Raw genomic sequence first — 15251 nt, 5'->3', positions numbered from 1 at the left:
TGATGGTCTACGTGGTCATTTGTGCTCGTGATCCTCGTCGGAGGGACCCTAGGACCGCCTGATGGACCGAGCTCGGGGCGCCGGACCGCGGGCGGCGCTGCCCAGAGAGGGGGCGACTCGACGCGCGACCGTCATGCCCGAAATGCCTCAATCTCGATCTCGACCAGCATCCGCTTGTCGATCAGCCCCGCCACCTTGACGCCTGTGCACGCCGGCCTCACGTGCCCGAGCACCTCCGACAGCGCCGTGCCGACCGCGTCATAGTGGCTGTCATCCACCACGTAGTAGCGCACCATGACCACGTCCTCCCTGGTCAGGCCCGCCGCCTCGACCGCGTCGAGCGCGATACCGAAGGCCGTCATGGCTTGCAGGTAGGCGTCTTCCTCATGCTGTACCTGGCCATCGACCGTGGCCGTGCATCCAGAGACCACGACCCTCGGCCCTGCCACTACCGCCCTGGCGTAGCCGTACTTGTCCTCCCAGATGCCGCCAGAGAAGACTCTTTTCTCCTCGCGCACGCACCTTGCCTGAACCATCATGTTTGCCTTCCTTGGGCCCCAGCCGCGGACTGCGGCCAGCGTCGGTCAGGTGGCCGCTGATGCTGTCGAGCAGGGTCAGGCATCCGCGGCCGTAGGAGCAGAAACTCGATGTGCTCGGCGGTGATCTGCGTGTCTACCCCCACCGGGTCGATCCGGTGCAGGTGCGCCAGCCCTCGTCTTCTCTTGGCTGCACGGGGGCTAACGGATGATGCCGGCATGGCGGGTGGCCGGGCCCCATCCCTCACGGCAGAGCGTCACGTCTTGCGCTGTCAGCCACTCCTCCACGTTCTGGCCACCGATATTCGCCAGGCGGCTGGCCAGCAGAGTTGAGCTGCTGCTGTGCTCCAGGTGGACGATCGGCGGGCCTTGGCCCCAGGTGGGCGCGATGAGGATCACCAGGCGCTCCGTGGGGCGGCTGTATTTGAAGGAGGTTGTGGTCACGACTGTGTGTCTCCTGCCCAGCGCGGTGTTCTGATGGGGGGAGCGGCAGCGGCGACCGCCGTGCCGCCGCCGCTGCTGCTTTCCCTCTCCGACCAGTCAGCCGTCCGCACGGTGGTGTGAGCCTGCGCGCGGTGTGCAGGGGTGGGCTGCCGATCGGGTTCATGGGCGCCAGTCCGCCCGGGAGCGTGCTGCGGTGTGCGGATAGGCGGAACCCAGAGCCTCACCAGCACCGGATCCTCGACCCTGAGCTGCGCCTGCAACTCCTCCGGCGTTCGACCCTCGCACCTGTCACCGCCTGGACCGGCTTCCCCGCAGAAGAAGGCGGTGATGAGGCGGCTGCCCACGCCGTAGTCGCCCGCCCATCTCCCGCCCGTCTCAGCGAACAGGCCGGCGGCGTACGCGCGGCACTCCTTCTCGAGCGCCGCAGCAGCCTCGGCACGGGCTTCGTCATCGGGCCGCGAGCCGGGGGCTGCGGAACCCGGCCCGCGGCCCATGCCCGGTACCAGCGCGACAGAGATACGGAGCAGGCGCCGCAGGCGCCGTCTGTGTCCGCGCTCTCGAGGTGCCGCTGCATGGCGGGCAGTGGGGTGGTTGGTACCTCCCGGCGGAGGAGAGCAGATCTCGTCCCCAGCCGAGAGGGCCTGTGAGGGACCCATGGCGCCCACTGCGCGGGGCTGCTGCGTGGGGTGCGGTGGAACTGGGCGCGAGCCGACCAGAGACTGGGGGTCGATCGGTCGGCTCGCGCCCGCAGGTGGCGCGGCGGGGGTAGTCACCGGGCCGGCCACGCTGTGCGTGGCAGCCAGAGGCCCTAACGGGTGGGTTTCTGCCTGCCATCGCGACCGGCCGCCTCCCGGTGGGCACGACGGGGGTGTGCCCGGCGGGCGGCCGGAGTCCTGTGTGGGGGGCTGAGGGATCACGCTGCCTGCCCCTCTGACGGCAGCAGCCAGGCGACGGCGCCGTACATGTGAAGCGGCGCCTCAGGGTCGGCCTCGAGGGGGGCCCACCGGTCGTGAGGGAACCAGGTGGCGGGGTTGACCACTCCGGGCTCCATGAGGTCCCAGCCACTCAGCAGGTCCTGGATCTGCCGCCGCGTGCGCAGGTGAATCTCCGATACCTGCGTGTAGACGGCCCGGCCGGCAGCGATCTCCTGATCGGTCGCCCCGTCTGTCGTGGCATGGGTGACGATCGCCGCGCTGCCTGGGGCCAAGATCTGGCGAAGCGTCTCAAGGATGCGCGTCGCCTCCTCGTCGGTGAGGAAGTGGCAGATCGCGCCCAGTACGACGGCCACGGGCTTGTCGAAGTCGATGACGCCGAGCAGGTCCGCGTTGGCCAGGACCTTGTCGATCTGGCGGATGTCTTCATGGATCATCGCCAGGCCCTCGCCCTTGAGGTGCGCCCAGCCGTGGCGGCAGACGCGCGGGTCATAGTCGACGTAGGCCACCGCCGCTTCCCGCTGGTCGCGACGGACGATCTCGTGCAGGTACGGGGGGCGTGGGAGGCCCGAGCCGAGGTCGATGAACTGGCTGAGCCCCTGCTTTCCCAGCGTGGAAGCGGCGCGGCCGATGAACTTGCGCCCCTCGCCAGCGGCTTCTTTCACGCCGGGGACCGCATTCTCCAGTTCCTCAGCGACGATCAGCTCGGTTTGGTAAGCGTCCTTCTCCGCTCCTCTACCGAGAAGGGCGCTGTAGACCCCGGCCTGGGTAGCCGCAGGCGGTGAGAAGAGACTGCGAGAGTTGTACTCGCCATAGCTGGACATCATGGGTTGCCTCGGCTCGCTCTACGCGACGTCACTGCCTGAGTACCGCGCTTTTGAAGCGGTGCGCTCGGTGGTGAGGTGGCTCTACAGTCGTCCATTGGGTCGCACCTCCGATGTGCGATCAAGGGAACCTGCCAGCGTGATGGCGTCAGCTGGCGGGTTCCCGCTTTTAGGAATCGATCTGTGAAGGCTGCGCAGGTCGCGCGAATCGGCGACGAGCAGCAGCAACACCGTGCCTAGCCAGGTAAGCGCTTCGCGTGGGAGAGTCCAACAGCGGAAATGAGGCAGAAATGAGGCGCCAATGTCGCATAGGGGATTCTGACCTGCGCGGATAGCGAGCAAGAGTTATGGTTGGCGCACGGGCTGATATCTGGAGGTATGCGTCATGGCGGCCAAGCGCCTGCGGTTCGCCCAGCGCCGAAAGGCCGTTGGATTCACGCAGGAGAGTCTTGCAGCGCATCTTGGAGTTGAACGGTCAACTGTCAACAGATGGGAACGAGCGGAGACCGAACCGCAGCCATTCTTGCGCCCCAAGCTATGTCGGGCGCTTAAGGTGCCAGAGGTGGAGCTCCAAGCCCTGCTTGATGACGTGACGACCACCGAGAAAAAACCGAGCGAGCATATGAGTTATGTGCTCGATAATCCCACTTCGGCCGATTTGGTGACTGTGGCCTATTTGCATGAACGGCTACGCGAACTGGACAGCTCCTACAATCAGTCACCGTCAGCAACTCTCTTAGGCCCGGCCGGGCAGGTCCATGGCCAGGTGAAATACCTTCGCGAGAAGACGAGCAACCCCCGTGTGCGGCGCGCGCTCTGCGAAGTGGAAGCCGCCTCGGCGACGTTCATGGGGCAACTGATCTGGGATGCGAGCTCCAGGCACGACCACCGAGCCCCGCAGTCCTACTTTGACGACGCGGTGAGCGCGGCGCGACTCGTCCGAGATCCGTTCGCGGAGGCGTACGCCATCCTGCGTAAGAGCTACCTCGCCCTATATGGCGCCAATGATCCAGTCGAAGGGGTAGCACTGGCTCAGCAAGCGGCAGAAGTGGCCAGGCTTGCCAGCCCGTCACTCATGGGTCTATCCCTACTTCACGTCGCCGAGGGGCACGCCATGAAAGGTGAACTCAAGGCGTGCGAAGACGCTCTCAGGAAGGCTGAGACTCAGTTCGACAGGGTCAACGTCGAGGACCTCGCTGCGGAGTACTACACGATCAACGAGTTCAACCGGCTGGCTGGCTCGTGCTACCTGTTCCTTGATCTCCCCGACAAGGCCGAGCCGATCTTGCGTGCCACCATCGCCGAGCTGGAATCGAAGCGCAAGAGCCAGGCCATCGCCCTTGGCAACCTCAGCCTCGCCCTGATTCGCCAGCGCAAGCTCGACGAAGCCGCGGACGCCGTACACCGGACCATTGACACGGTGGAGCTGACACGGGGCGGCGGCGGTCTTAACCTAGCGTTCGCAGCCGGTAGAGAACTGCGGCAGTGGCGAGGGGAGGCCTGGGTTCAGGAGGTCCATGACCGCCTCTTCGCCCTGATGTCGACCGTGTAGAGACAGGTGGGGCGTGATCATCGATCAGGCTAAGCAAACGGTCCGCGACAAGGTGTGGCGTCGTCTCTTGCACGCGGGCGTCGTACCACCAGATGTGTACGGCACGATCCCAGACTTCGACGGCGCGAACGTGACAGCCGAGCGCCTGGCCGAGTTGGAGGCGTGGCGGCACGCGGAGACAGTGAAAGCCAATCCCGATCACGCCCAGCATTCCGTCCGCGCACAAGCTCTGCGCGAGGGCAAGCTCCTCTATATGGCCGTACCGAGGATGGCCAGCCTCCAGCCGTTCTACCTTCTCGACCCTGCCTCGCTCGATGTTCCTCCAGACGAGGCGGCCGGGAAGGAGGGGGCCAGGAGAGTCGCGCCCCGGGTAGGTATAGATCAGATGCGGCCCATCGACCTGGTGGTGTGCGGCAGCGTCGCGGTGAATCGGTCCGGGGCGCGCATCGGCAAAGGTGCCGGCTACTCCGACCTTGAGGTGGCTCTCCTGATCGAGGCCGGTCTCGTGACCGCGCAGACCGTGATCGTGGCACCAGTCCACCGACTCCAAGTGATCGACGAAGACATTCCTGAGGCCGAACACGATTTCAGCGTCGACTACATCGTCACCCCGGAGGAACTCATCCCCTGCCCGAGGTCGCGTCGGCCGGAGGGCATCACATGGGATGACCTACGGGAGGACCAGATAGCTGAGATTCCGATTCTTGCGGCACGGCGCTCCACACCCTGATGCCGACGATCAGGCCGTGTGGAGCGCAACCGGCGCGGCGCGACGCTGGAGCGGGTGGAGTTCAGGGTGAAGTAAATGGTAGGCGCTGGTCGGCGATGTGGACCCGCTGTGGGTTGGCGATGCGGCGCAGCACATGAAGTGGCTGGCCGGTGTCGTCGTAGGTGATGCGGATGACCTGCACCAGGGGGCTGCCTTGGCTGACCTTCAGCTTCGATGCCTCCTCCCGGCCCGCCGGGATAAGGCGGGTGCGCAGGCTCACGACGCCGGACGACCGTTCGACGTCGAAGGTGGCGGCGTCGTGCAGCTCTTTAGGCACATATGTCCGGTCTAGGCAGACGAGCTGTCCACCGATGTCGCCGTGAAGTTCCCAGGTCATGACAGGTGCGCCGGGTTCGAGGTGGAGGCCGTGGGCGACTTCCTCGGGCGCGGATTCCTCACGCGGAGCGTGCGACGTCAGGCGGCCTGCGCAACCAGCTCGGCGGCAGGCGGTCGCCCATACGGTGGGCTCGTCGCGCCGCTCGATGGCCATGGGGATCTCGATCGTCACTATCGGCGCTTGGACGATCATGCCTCGGTTGGCGACGCGCCATATCAGGCCCTCTTCTTTCAGTTGCCGCATGGCCCTGGTGATGACGTGGGCGCCGACGCCGTAGGTCTCTTTCAGAGCTTCGGTGTGGGGGAGTGGTTCGCCCGGCGGGTAGGTGCCGTCGAGGATCTTGGTCCGGAGGTCGGCTAGGACCTCGGGAAATCGCACGACGGGCACGGGCGGGTCCTCCTCCGTTGGGCTGGGCAGGCTGGCGTTGATCGTATTACGGGCAGCGTGAGGGCGTCTCCCTGCGGGCTTGACATTGATCGTTTGGTGGTGCAGCATGGCTATTGCGACGCTGTTTACTCGTAAACACAGAGTAGCAGAGCGCGAAAAGAGGCGGCTCTCCGCTCCACCGGAAGGCCGCCCTGTCCACAAAGCCCTCGCGGGCCTCGCCCAGAACTCCACTTCCAGGCGAGGCCCTTACGAACACCAGGTCTCCCCTCGCGAAAGGAATCGAGACCCGATGTCCAGCCACATCGTGGCACCGCGGCACCGCGCTGTCACATCCGACGCCGACCGCCGGGCCGCCGCGCGCCTGCGCGAGCTCGACGCGATCCTCCTCACGACCGACGCCCAGTGCCGCAAGCCCAGCGCGGACCCCGACGACTGGTTCCCCATTGTCGAGAACTCGGCCAAGTACGACGCCGCGTACGAAGCCGCAACCAAGCGGTGCGACGGCTGCCCCTTCACCGGACTGGCCGGCGAATGCGTCGAGCGGGCGCGGCTCCAGCCGTACGACCCGATCGGCGTCATCGGCGGCACCGACCCCAAGCTGCGCCGCCAGCTCGGCATCGGCGCGGAGTTCCAGCGCTACGACGAGGTGGCGGCGTGAAAGGACTCCTCGCACCCAGCCCCGAGCGCGAGCGCGCCCGGCTCGAAGCGGAGCAGGTCCGCATCGAGCAGGAGCGGCTGCGCGCGGAGGCTCGTCACGAGCGTGCACTGCAGCAGGTCCAGCACGAGGCCGAAGTCGCCCGGCGGAACACGATCCTGGCCGAGGAGCGCAAGGCCCGCGTCGCCGCCGAAGCCGAAGCCGACGCCGAGCAGACCCGGGCACGGTGGGCCGAGCGGCGCGCACGGTGGGCCGAGCGGGCACGGGTCGCCGGCCGCCTGGCTGTCATGTCCACCACGAACCTCGGCGTCAACGGCGTCGCGGTCTCCGGGCAGGCGATGGCGTTCATGCAGCGCGGTCTCCCGCCGCTGTGGGCCGTACTCGCGGCCGGGATCGTCGAGTCGGTCGCGGTGTACGTGTCCTGGCACGCGCACGTCGCGCTGCGCGAGGGTGACTCGGCCTTTGTGACCCGGATGATCTCCTACGGGGTCGGTGCGGGCGCCGGGTACCTGAGCTACACGCACGTGCCGGACTACCCGGAGCTGTTCGCGGCGTGCTCGCTGGCGTCGCCGTGGCTGTGGTCGATGCACTCTCGGCACCTGCACCGGCAGGACCTGCGCGCGGCCGGACTGATCGACCCGCGGGCGCCGAAGTTCTCGGTGCTGCGCTGGCTGCTGCACACCAAGGAGACGTTCGCGGCCTTCAAGTGGGCGATCAGCGAGGGCGTGCAGTCGCCGCACATCGCGGTCGAGGTGGTGCGGACGCGCCGCGCCGTCCGGATGGCGTGGCAGTCGGTGGAGGACGCGCAGGCGAAGGTGATCGCCGCGCAGCGGGACCAGCTGCAGCTCGCGCTCACCAACATGGCGGCGCTGTCGCAGGAGCTCTACGGCATGGACCCGGACGCCGCCGACGCGATGCAGAAGGTCGCGCGGTTCGTGAACCAGGTCGGCGCCGGGATGTTCCCGATGTACCGTCCGCAGCCCGCCGGCGAGCTACGTCCGGCGGACGAGCAGGCGGACGAGACGCGGACGGATGGCGCGCACAAGAAGCGGACGGACGGCGGACGGAGGTCGGGCGGACGGCTGCGCCGGTTGCTGTTCGGGCGCGGACGGACGGCGGACGAGAACGAGCGGACGGACGGCGGACGGACGGCGGGCGAGAGCGGCCAGAGCAAGCAGACGAACACGGCGGACGAGAAGCGGACGGACGGCGGACGGACACCGGACGAGAAGCGGACGGACGAGGCGGACGAGAAGCCCGCGCGGAAGCGGACGGACGGCGCGGACAGCAAGCCTCGTCCGGGCGGACGGTCCGGCAAGAAGCGGACGGCCGGACGGCGGCCGTCCGTGCGGACGAACGGCGGACGGACCGCAGGCACGGACGACCTTGGCGAGCTGCTGCCGCTCGGACGGACGATCCTCGCCGAGCACCAGCGGACCGGCGCGCGGCTCACCCGCGACTCGCTCGCGGCCGCCGTGAAAGCGGACGGACGGACGATCAGCAACGAGCGCGCCAGCGCGCTGTTGCGACTGCTGCATGGGAACGGCTCGTCCGCGCGGACGAAGAAGGCGGCGGACGGCGGACCGTCCGCCACGAACAACGCGGACGAGACCGCCTCGTCCGCGCAGACGAACGAGGTGGCGGACGGCGGACCGTCCGGCGCAGACGAAGAGGACGGGAACGACTCGTCCGCCAACGACAAGGGAGCGAACTGATGACGACCAACCAGACGGACAAGACAGTCGAGCGGGACTGCTACCTCCCTCTGTGGGACGAGGCCACCGAGGAGTTCCACAACGGGTGGCTGACCTACCTGGTGGACGACCCGTACTTCGTCCGGCTCGAGATCGAGGACTGGCCCGCCACGGTGGGCGCGCCCCGCGCGGTCCTGCTGGACGGGATGGACAGGCTGGCCGAGTGCCTGTCGAAGCCGGACCGCACCGCGCTGCGGGTCCAGCCGTCCTCGGACGTCAAGCACGTGCTGCTCGGCATCACGCAGGGGGACCTCACGTTGGGCGTGTTCCGCACCTCGGCCGACCTGTTCGCCAAGCACCTGGCCGGGCTGTACGAGCTGGTTCCGGAGGGCGAGGAGATGGCCCGGATCGACTGGGACGCCGTGATCGCCCGGCTGCTGTCCCTGTGACCGAACGTAGCCGCGCGTACGGCGCTCACCCGGCGCTGCGGGCGGCCACCCTGCCGAATTGGGGCGACCCATGCGCAGGCAACGCGCAACGCGCATGCGCGTAGCGCGCGAGGCGAATCGTAACAACAGTCACCGTCCGTAATCACAAGGGGGGTGGGGTAACCATGGCACGCAAGCGCATCACCGTCCGGCGGGAGCGCCGCGAAGAGCGCTTCACCGCGGCGATGGACGCCGCGCGCACCGGCCAGGAGAAGGCGGACCTCGGATGGGACTGGGTCCGGATCGAGATGTCGGTCCTGGCCCGACTCAGCCCGACAAAGGCCGACCAGGCGTGGCGCGACCTGGCCGACTCGCTCGCCCAGATCGCCCGAGACGCAGCAAAGGAGGCCAACGATGAAGATCGCGTCGCCGTTCGCTGAGCGGCCCGTCGACGAGCAGGCCCCCATCGAGGAGCCAGCCGTCGAGCCCCCGGCCGAGCAGCCCGCCAAACCGGTGCGGCCGGTCGTACGGCGGCGCACGCTGCGCGACCACATCAACGCCGGGTACCCCGGTGTGATGGCCGCGCAACTCCCGTCCGTCGCGCTGGTCCGTGCCCACCACAAGGCCCAAGAGCACGTGTGGGCGGCCGCGGGCATCGCCTACGGATGGTTCGCCGTCGCCTGGGTGGCGGTGTTCACCGCTGTGGCGTGGCTCGGCACCGGCCGACCGATTTCCGGGCTGCGCAGCCTGTGGCGGTCCGGCCCTTCGAGCGCGGTGTTCGCGCAGCTGCCTCCGCTCAACGAGCTGCACCCCATCGCCGCGGCCTGGGTCGGGCTGTGGTCACTCGTCGCCTGGGTCGGCATCAAGTGGTCCCGCCTCCTCGGTGCGGTCGTCCTGTCCGCGCTGATCCTCACCCCGATCCTGCTTTCGTCCTGAAAGGGCATCCCCTCATGGAGTGGTACTACATCGTCAGCGCCGTCTGCCTCGGCTTCGGCCTGGTGTTCGGCGGGTTCCGCCGCCGCAAGAAGGGCGACGGCGAGTCGAAGGGCAAGCCGCGCGGCAAGATGGGCGTGGCCGCTGCGTTCCTCCTGCTGGTCGCGAGTTTCTGCGGGTTCCTCAGCCCGGCCGGCGGGTGGGCGACCAGCTTCGGTGACTGGCTGGCCGTCTCCTTCTGGCTGGCGGCGTTCGTGCTGATCGCGGCGGCGTCGTTCCTCGGCGCTGGGACCTGGCTGGACCTGAAGGACGGCGTGCCCGACCGTCCCACGCTGATCGCGTGCATGGTCGGCCCGTTCCTCGTCGGCGCCGCTCTCGGCGCGATCTGGGGCGCGCAGATTCACGGGGACATCGTCCGGCAGGTCGAGGTCGGCAAGAACGGCGTCGTCGCCGGGGTCGAGGCGGGTGGCCGCTGATGCAGACCGTCCTCGCCGCCGCCGTCTGCTTGGTGATCCTCGCCGTGTCGATGGGGTACTACCTCAGTGTCAAGGGCGAGGACACCAGCGCCGCGGGCGAGCTGGACACGGCGGAGCTGGGACCGCTTCGGGAGACCGTCGAGCGTCTCAGCACCGACCTGGAGCCGGTGTCGCGGCCAGCCCGCGCGTGGGCGTTCGCGCGGTCCTCCGTCACGGTTGTCGTCCGCACGGTCCTGGAGCGCAGCAGCGGCGGCCGCGACGACACGCCTGGTGATAGCGGCCCCGCTATCGGAACTCCTCCAGCGGCGTCCGACCAGGACGTCACCGTGGAGGCCGAAGTGATCAAGCCCAAGCCCGCCCCGCCCGGCAACGCCACGGTGCCGGGCGGAGCGCGGCCCATCCCGCTTGGCCCGGCCACCACACTCGCCCCCGTCCCCGCCCCGCAACCGGTCCTCGAGGTCGTCGAGGCCGAGATCGTCCGACCCGTCACGCATGACAATGACCTGCGCGCGGCGGTCATCGCCCTGGAAGGAATCGACATGAGCAGCGGAGGAGGCGGCAGCGTCGCCCCGGCCATTCCCAGCATCGGGGCGTTGAAGGTGGCGTTCGCGACCGGCGGCGTCAGCCTGCTGCGGCGCTGGCTGAAATCGTTCCGCAACGCCAACAGCCGGGGCCTGGGCGACGCGCAGCGCATCCACGACGACGCCATGGCCTACGCGCACCAGACCCGCCTTCGGTACCTGCAGGCGTGGCGGGCGTTCGAGGCGGTCGAGCACGACAAGCTCGACCGGCAGACCGCCAACCACTTCCTGCAGATCCTCGAACGCACGCACGCGGCCGCCCATGCCGCGGCGAGACTCACCCGCGCGACCGCGCAGAACGTCGTGGACGCGGGCGGCGTCGAGCCTGCCGTCGCGCAGGGCATCGGCGCGTTGAACCGCAACCACGGCGGCGTCGAGGCGGCCGTGAAGGGTGCGCCGGTCCGTCCCGTCCGCGACATGACCTGGTACGAGCAGTAGGAGGCTTCGGTGGCGACCATCACCACCAACGAGCAGCCGGTCCTCGACCGGCAGCCCGACGCCGACCCCCGGCACGAGAACGGGCAGCCGGCGCGCGCGGAGGCGCTGGCCGCCGCCGTGGCCACCTTCAAGGACGCGAAACAGCTCAGCTACCGGCACCGGTACGGCCTGGCCCCGTACGGTGCGCTCGCCACGGTGTGGGGTGCAGGCGTGCTGCTGAACGTGACCGGACAGCCCTGGTGGCTGGGCGGTGTCGTGACGTTCTCGGCGGCCGCCGTCGCCTCGCTGTGGCCGAAGGTCCGCGCGACCGCGCGGCTGCACCCGGCGCAGGTCCCGGCAGCGCTGCTCACCACTGCGGGCTACACCTTCGCCGCCGCGGTGGACAGCCCGTTCGGGTGGGCGCAGTCGGCGCTGTTCAGCGCCGGTCTGCTGATCAGCGCGCCCTGGTGGTGGAAGTACCGGCTGCGCACCGTCCGGCCCGAGCCCAAGCGGCGCGAGCTGGAGGCGGCGCCTGCGGCGTCTGGCCCGGACGGGAACATGCTGCTGTGGGCGAAGAAGCCTGGCGCAGCGCGCGGCGTGCTGGCCGGCTCGTACCTGACGGACCGTGCGCCGTTCAAGTACGGCACCCGCTACCGGATCATCCTGGAAGACCAGACCACCGAGGAGGCGATGGAGGCTCGCGCCCGCATCGCCAGCGCGTACGGCAAGCCGCTGGACCTGGTGTATGTCGAGGAGACGGCGGACGGCGCGCAGAACGCCGCCGACCTGACGCTGCTCGACGAGATGGCCGTGCAGGACATCCAGTACTGGACGAAGCCGACGCTCGACATGGACACCGGCATCATGGCGATCGGCCCGTACGCGGACGGCGCTGGCGAGGCTCGCATCCAGCTGTGGGAGCCCGGATCCGGGCCGCTGCCGATGTTGATCAGCGGCGCCATGCGGGTTGGGAAGTCCACGATCTTGCGGCTGCTGTTCACCGAGATGATGTACGCCGAGCACATCACGCCGATGTTCTGCGACCCGCAGAAGGGCCAGTCGTGCCCGGAGTGGATGCAGCACCTGCCTGAGGGCGCGGTGGCTCGCGGGGTGGAGGAGACCAAGGCGCTGCTGCTGAAGCTGCGGGACGAGATGTACGCCCGCAACGCGATGCTGGCGGACATCCAGTGGACCGATGAGGACGGCGAGGAGCAGCACGGCAAGCACTCCTACACCCACCCCGGCATGGATGGCCTGGACCTGCTGTACTGCGTCATCGACGAGGCTCACAAGGTGCTGGCCTACGACGAGATCGCCGAGCTGGTGCAGGAGCTGCTGGCCGAGGGGTCGAAGGCCGGCGTCATGCTGGGCTTGATCACGCAGGTCCCGACCGTGGACGAGCTCGGCAACGGGCGAATCCTGTCGTTGGTCACCTCGGGCACCGTGATCCTGCTGCGCACGGGCGACGCGTACTCGGCCCGGTCGGCGCTGCAGGGCCGGATGAACGTGGACGCGCACAGAATCCGCAAGGCGTTCCCGAACGGGCAGCCGACGAAGGGTCTGGGCTACGTGTGCGGGTGGGAGCCGCGCCCGGTGCTGATGCGGTCCCGCGTGCAGGAGAAGCCCGCACGGTGGGCGAAGAACGCGCCCCGCAAGACGCTGGTGTGGATGGCGCACGGCAAGCCGCCCGCGAAGCCGGGATCGACGCCGGTTGTCGAGCCGGCCGATGCGGCGGCCGCGGTGGTGGCCGATCTGGATGCGCTGCTGGCGCAGGGTGCCGACCTGGACAACGTCCTGGAGTTCGCGCCGTTCACGCCGGGCCAGAAGCGGCAGTACGGCCAGCGGATCTACGACGAGCTGCGGGCCGAGGGCGGCGCGTTGACGGGCGGTGACCTGATCGTCCGGACCGGCATCCCGGCCGCGACGGCGTTCCGGGTGCTGCTGGAGATGACCGCCGACCAGGCGCTCGTGAAGACCGGGGACACCTACCAGCTCCCCATGACGGAGGAGGTTGCACAGTGACTATGCACGTAGAGGCCAGGAGAGGTCACCAAGCCGAGGACATGGCGCTGCGCATCGCGACGGTGGCGGCGTGGCTGGCGGTCGCGTGGGCGGCCGCCCCGCTGGCGCAGGTGTCCAGCGTGGAGGCCGTCGTGGTCGTGCCGCTGGTTGTCGTGGCGGTCGGCGCGGTGCTGCTGGGGCTGGAGCGGCGCGGCGCGGGCGCGGTCGGCCTCACCCTGACGGGCACCGCGGTGTCGATGCTGGCGGCCGCCACATGGGGCGCGCTCGGCGGCACGCTGCTGCTGGTGTCGGGCATCGGGGCCCTGGTGAGCAGCTCCAAGGAGGCCCGGTGAAGCATATGACGCGCCAATATGCGATAATTGCGTCAAATGCGTCAGGATGACAAGTGACGACAAAGGTTGCGAAGGCGGCCAGGATCGTGAAGGGGGATGGGTGGCAGCGAAGCATCTGAGCCCGGAGGACCTTGCGGACCGATTGGGGGTGCCCATCATGACCGTCTACGCCTGGAACTCGCGCGGCGGCGGCCCCCGGTTCATGAAGTTCGGCAAGCACGTCCGGTACAAGATCGCCGATGTGGAAGCGTGGGAGGACGAACACTACGCGGAGTCGGTGGCGAGCTGAGGATTGCGGAACCGCTATCATCCTCCCCACCAGCGAAGAACGGCCCGGCACCGATTACGGTGCCGGGCCGTTCTGTTCCGGTTCTGTTCCGGTTGACGTTGCTCAGCAACTACAAACAACGACAACTAACGACAAGGTTTTCCCAGCTCAGCGCCCATTTCTGGGAAGATCGCCGAGGCCGGAAAACCGCGCCGTCACACGTCGTAGTACATCTCGAACTCGTGCGGGTGCGGCCGCAGCCTGATCGGGTCGACCTCGTTCTCACGCTTGTAGGCGACCCACGTCTCGATCAGGTCGGGCGTGAACACGCCGCCCTCGAGCAGGTAGTCGTGGTCGGCCTCGAGCGCGTCGAGCACCTCCGACAGCGAGCCTGGAACCTGCGGGACCAGACGCGCCTCCTCGGGGGGAAGCTCGTACAGGTCCTTGTCGACCGGCTCCGGCGGCTCGATCTTGTTGCGGATGCCGTCGATGCCTGCCATCAGCATCGCCGCGAACGCGAAGTACGGGTTGCACGACGGGTCGGGCACCCGGAACTCGATGCGCTTGGCCTTCGGGTTGGACCCGGTGATCGGGATGCGCACGCAGGCCGAGCGGTTGCGCTGGGAGTAGACCAGGTTGACGGGCGCCTCGTAGCCGGGCACGAGCCGGTGGTAGGAGTTGACCGTCGGGTTGGTGAATGCCAGCAGCGAAGGCGCGTGCTTGAGCAGGCCGCCGATGTAGTAGCGGGCGGTGTCGGACAGGCCCGCGTAGCCGACCTCGTCGTAGAAGAGCGGCGAGCCGTCCTTCCACAGCGACTGGTGGCAGTGCATGCCCGAGCCGTTGTCACCGAAGATCGGCTTGGGCATGAAGGTGACCGTGTGGCCGTACTCCAGCGCCGTGCTCTTGATGACGTACTTGTAGAGCATCAGGTTGTCGGCCGTCTTGAGCAGCGTGCCGAACTTGAAGTCGATCTCGGCCTGGCCGGCGGTGCCGACCTCGTGGTGCTGCATCTCGACGTCGATGCCGCACTCGATGAGGTTGCGGACCATCTCCGAGCGCAGGTCGGTGAAGTGGTCCATCGGCGGGACGGGGAAGTAGCCGCCCTTGTAGCGGGGCTTGTAGCCGAGGTTGCCGCCCTCGGCCGCCTTGCCGGTGTTCCAGGCGCCCTCGATGGAGTCGACGTAGTAGTAGCTCGAGTGCTGGTTGGTCTCGAAGCGCACGTCGTCGAAGATGTAGAACTCGGCCTCGGGCCCGAAGTACACGGTGTCGGCGATGCCGGTGCCCTTGAGGTACTCCTCGGCCTTGCGGGCGATGTTGCGCGGGTCGCGGCTGTAGGCCTCACCGGTCAGCGGGTCGTGCACGAAAAAGTTGATGTTGAGCGTCTTGTGCTGACGGAACGGGTCGAGCACGGCGCTGGAAGGGTCGGGCAGCAGCAGCATGTCCGACTCGTGGATGGCCTGGAAACCGCGGATAGACGAGCCGTCGAACATGAGGCCGTCGGAGAAAACGCTGGCGCCGAAGTTCTCTACGGGAAAGGTGAAATGGTGCGTCGTCCCCGGCAGGTCGGTGAACCTGACATCGACGAACTGCACCCCTTCGTCCCTAATGAACTTCAGGACGTCGTCGGCGGAGTTAAACACTCTCGAACCTCCCGGGGCATGGGC

Annotated in this window: 17 protein-coding genes; 12 read left to right on the top strand and 5 right to left on the bottom strand. The window is 68.3% G+C overall.

Going from position 1 to position 15251, the window contains the following annotated elements:
* Window positions 1-131 precede the first annotated feature (131 nt).
* From AB0B45_RS02275 to AB0B45_RS02265, 3 genes are all read right to left on the bottom strand, one after another.
* Window positions 132-539: a Rid family hydrolase gene (locus AB0B45_RS02275; RefSeq protein ID WP_358123960.1), complete on the bottom strand. Its 408-nt coding sequence runs from the start codon at window positions 537-539 to the stop codon at window positions 132-134.
* Between the two features lie 198 nt (window positions 540-737).
* A complete protein-coding gene (locus AB0B45_RS02270) occupies window positions 738-980 on the bottom strand; it encodes a hypothetical protein (RefSeq protein ID WP_358123958.1) in 243 nt (80 codons plus the stop codon).
* A gap of 913 nt (window positions 981-1893) precedes the next feature.
* The gene (locus AB0B45_RS02265; RefSeq protein WP_358124727.1) at window positions 1894-2736 is read right to left on the bottom strand and encodes an SAM-dependent methyltransferase; all 843 of its coding nucleotides are present in this window, start codon (window positions 2734-2736) and stop codon (window positions 1894-1896) included.
* 385 nt (window positions 2737-3121) lie between these two features.
* Between AB0B45_RS02265 and AB0B45_RS02260 the strand changes: the two genes are divergently transcribed.
* Window positions 3122-4288, top strand: a complete 1167-nt coding sequence (locus tag AB0B45_RS02260) for a helix-turn-helix transcriptional regulator (protein ID WP_358123956.1) — start codon at window positions 3122-3124, stop codon at window positions 4286-4288.
* A gap of 13 nt (window positions 4289-4301) precedes the next feature.
* Window positions 4302-5018, top strand: coding sequence for a 5-formyltetrahydrofolate cyclo-ligase (locus tag AB0B45_RS02255; protein WP_358123954.1), 717 nt, complete (start codon window positions 4302-4304; stop codon window positions 5016-5018).
* Window positions 5019-5079: 61 nt separating this feature from the next.
* Here AB0B45_RS02255 and AB0B45_RS02250 read toward each other — a convergent pair whose 3' ends face one another.
* Window positions 5080-5781 carry a GntR family transcriptional regulator gene (locus AB0B45_RS02250; RefSeq protein WP_358123952.1) on the bottom strand — a complete coding sequence of 234 codons (702 nt, stop codon included), beginning with the start codon at window positions 5779-5781 and terminating at the stop codon, window positions 5080-5082.
* A gap of 289 nt (window positions 5782-6070) precedes the next feature.
* Here AB0B45_RS02250 and AB0B45_RS02245 point away from each other — a divergent pair, with 289 nt between their 5' ends.
* The 10 genes from AB0B45_RS02245 (at window position 6071) to AB0B45_RS02200 (ending at window position 13608) form a co-directional block, all read left to right on the top strand.
* Window positions 6071-6439 (top strand): WhiB family transcriptional regulator, encoded by a 369-nt coding sequence (locus tag AB0B45_RS02245; RefSeq protein WP_358123950.1) that lies wholly within the window; start codon window positions 6071-6073, stop codon window positions 6437-6439.
* On the top strand, window positions 6436-8151 hold the full coding sequence (locus tag AB0B45_RS02240; protein WP_358123948.1) for a hypothetical protein: 1716 nt from the start codon (window positions 6436-6438) through the stop codon (window positions 8149-8151). Before AB0B45_RS02245 ends, AB0B45_RS02240 begins: the two co-directional genes overlap by 4 nt.
* The gene (locus AB0B45_RS02235; protein ID WP_358123946.1) at window positions 8151-8579 is read left to right on the top strand and encodes a hypothetical protein; all 429 of its coding nucleotides are present in this window, start codon (window positions 8151-8153) and stop codon (window positions 8577-8579) included. The genes AB0B45_RS02240 and AB0B45_RS02235 overlap by 1 nt, the downstream gene beginning before the upstream one ends.
* Before the next feature lie 164 nt (window positions 8580-8743).
* On the top strand, window positions 8744-8998 hold the full coding sequence (locus AB0B45_RS02230) for a hypothetical protein (protein WP_358123944.1): 255 nt from the start codon (window positions 8744-8746) through the stop codon (window positions 8996-8998).
* Window positions 8973-9494 carry a hypothetical protein gene (locus AB0B45_RS02225; protein ID WP_358123942.1) on the top strand — a complete coding sequence of 174 codons (522 nt, stop codon included), beginning with the start codon at window positions 8973-8975 and terminating at the stop codon, window positions 9492-9494. Before AB0B45_RS02230 ends, AB0B45_RS02225 begins: the two co-directional genes overlap by 26 nt.
* A 14-nt stretch (window positions 9495-9508) precedes the next feature.
* Complete coding sequence (locus AB0B45_RS02220; protein ID WP_358123940.1) at window positions 9509-9967, top strand: hypothetical protein; 459 nt, start codon at window positions 9509-9511, stop codon at window positions 9965-9967.
* Window positions 9967-10986 (top strand): hypothetical protein, encoded by a 1020-nt coding sequence (locus tag AB0B45_RS02215; RefSeq protein WP_358123938.1) that lies wholly within the window; start codon window positions 9967-9969, stop codon window positions 10984-10986. Before AB0B45_RS02220 ends, AB0B45_RS02215 begins: the two co-directional genes overlap by 1 nt.
* Before the next feature lie 9 nt (window positions 10987-10995).
* Window positions 10996-12987 (top strand): hypothetical protein, encoded by a 1992-nt coding sequence (locus tag AB0B45_RS02210; protein WP_358123936.1) that lies wholly within the window; start codon window positions 10996-10998, stop codon window positions 12985-12987.
* The gene (locus AB0B45_RS02205; RefSeq protein ID WP_358123934.1) at window positions 12984-13319 is read left to right on the top strand and encodes a hypothetical protein; all 336 of its coding nucleotides are present in this window, start codon (window positions 12984-12986) and stop codon (window positions 13317-13319) included. The genes AB0B45_RS02210 and AB0B45_RS02205 overlap by 4 nt, the downstream gene beginning before the upstream one ends.
* A 46-nt stretch (window positions 13320-13365) precedes the next feature.
* On the top strand, window positions 13366-13608 hold the full coding sequence (locus tag AB0B45_RS02200) for a helix-turn-helix domain-containing protein (RefSeq protein WP_358123932.1): 243 nt from the start codon (window positions 13366-13368) through the stop codon (window positions 13606-13608).
* A gap of 194 nt (window positions 13609-13802) precedes the next feature.
* Here the strand turns inward: AB0B45_RS02200 and glnA are convergent, their stop codons facing one another.
* Window positions 13803-15227: a type I glutamate--ammonia ligase gene (glnA, locus tag AB0B45_RS02195; protein ID WP_358123930.1), complete on the bottom strand. Its 1425-nt coding sequence runs from the start codon at window positions 15225-15227 to the stop codon at window positions 13803-13805.
* Window positions 15228-15251 lie beyond the last annotated feature (24 nt).

This window comes from Nonomuraea sp. NPDC049152, assembly GCF_040648355.1.
In the GTDB taxonomy this organism is placed as follows: domain Bacteria; phylum Actinomycetota; class Actinomycetes; order Streptosporangiales; family Streptosporangiaceae; genus Nonomuraea.
The sequence above is the reverse complement of the archived record's forward strand: the minus strand, read 5'-3'. Positions and strand labels throughout refer to the sequence as shown.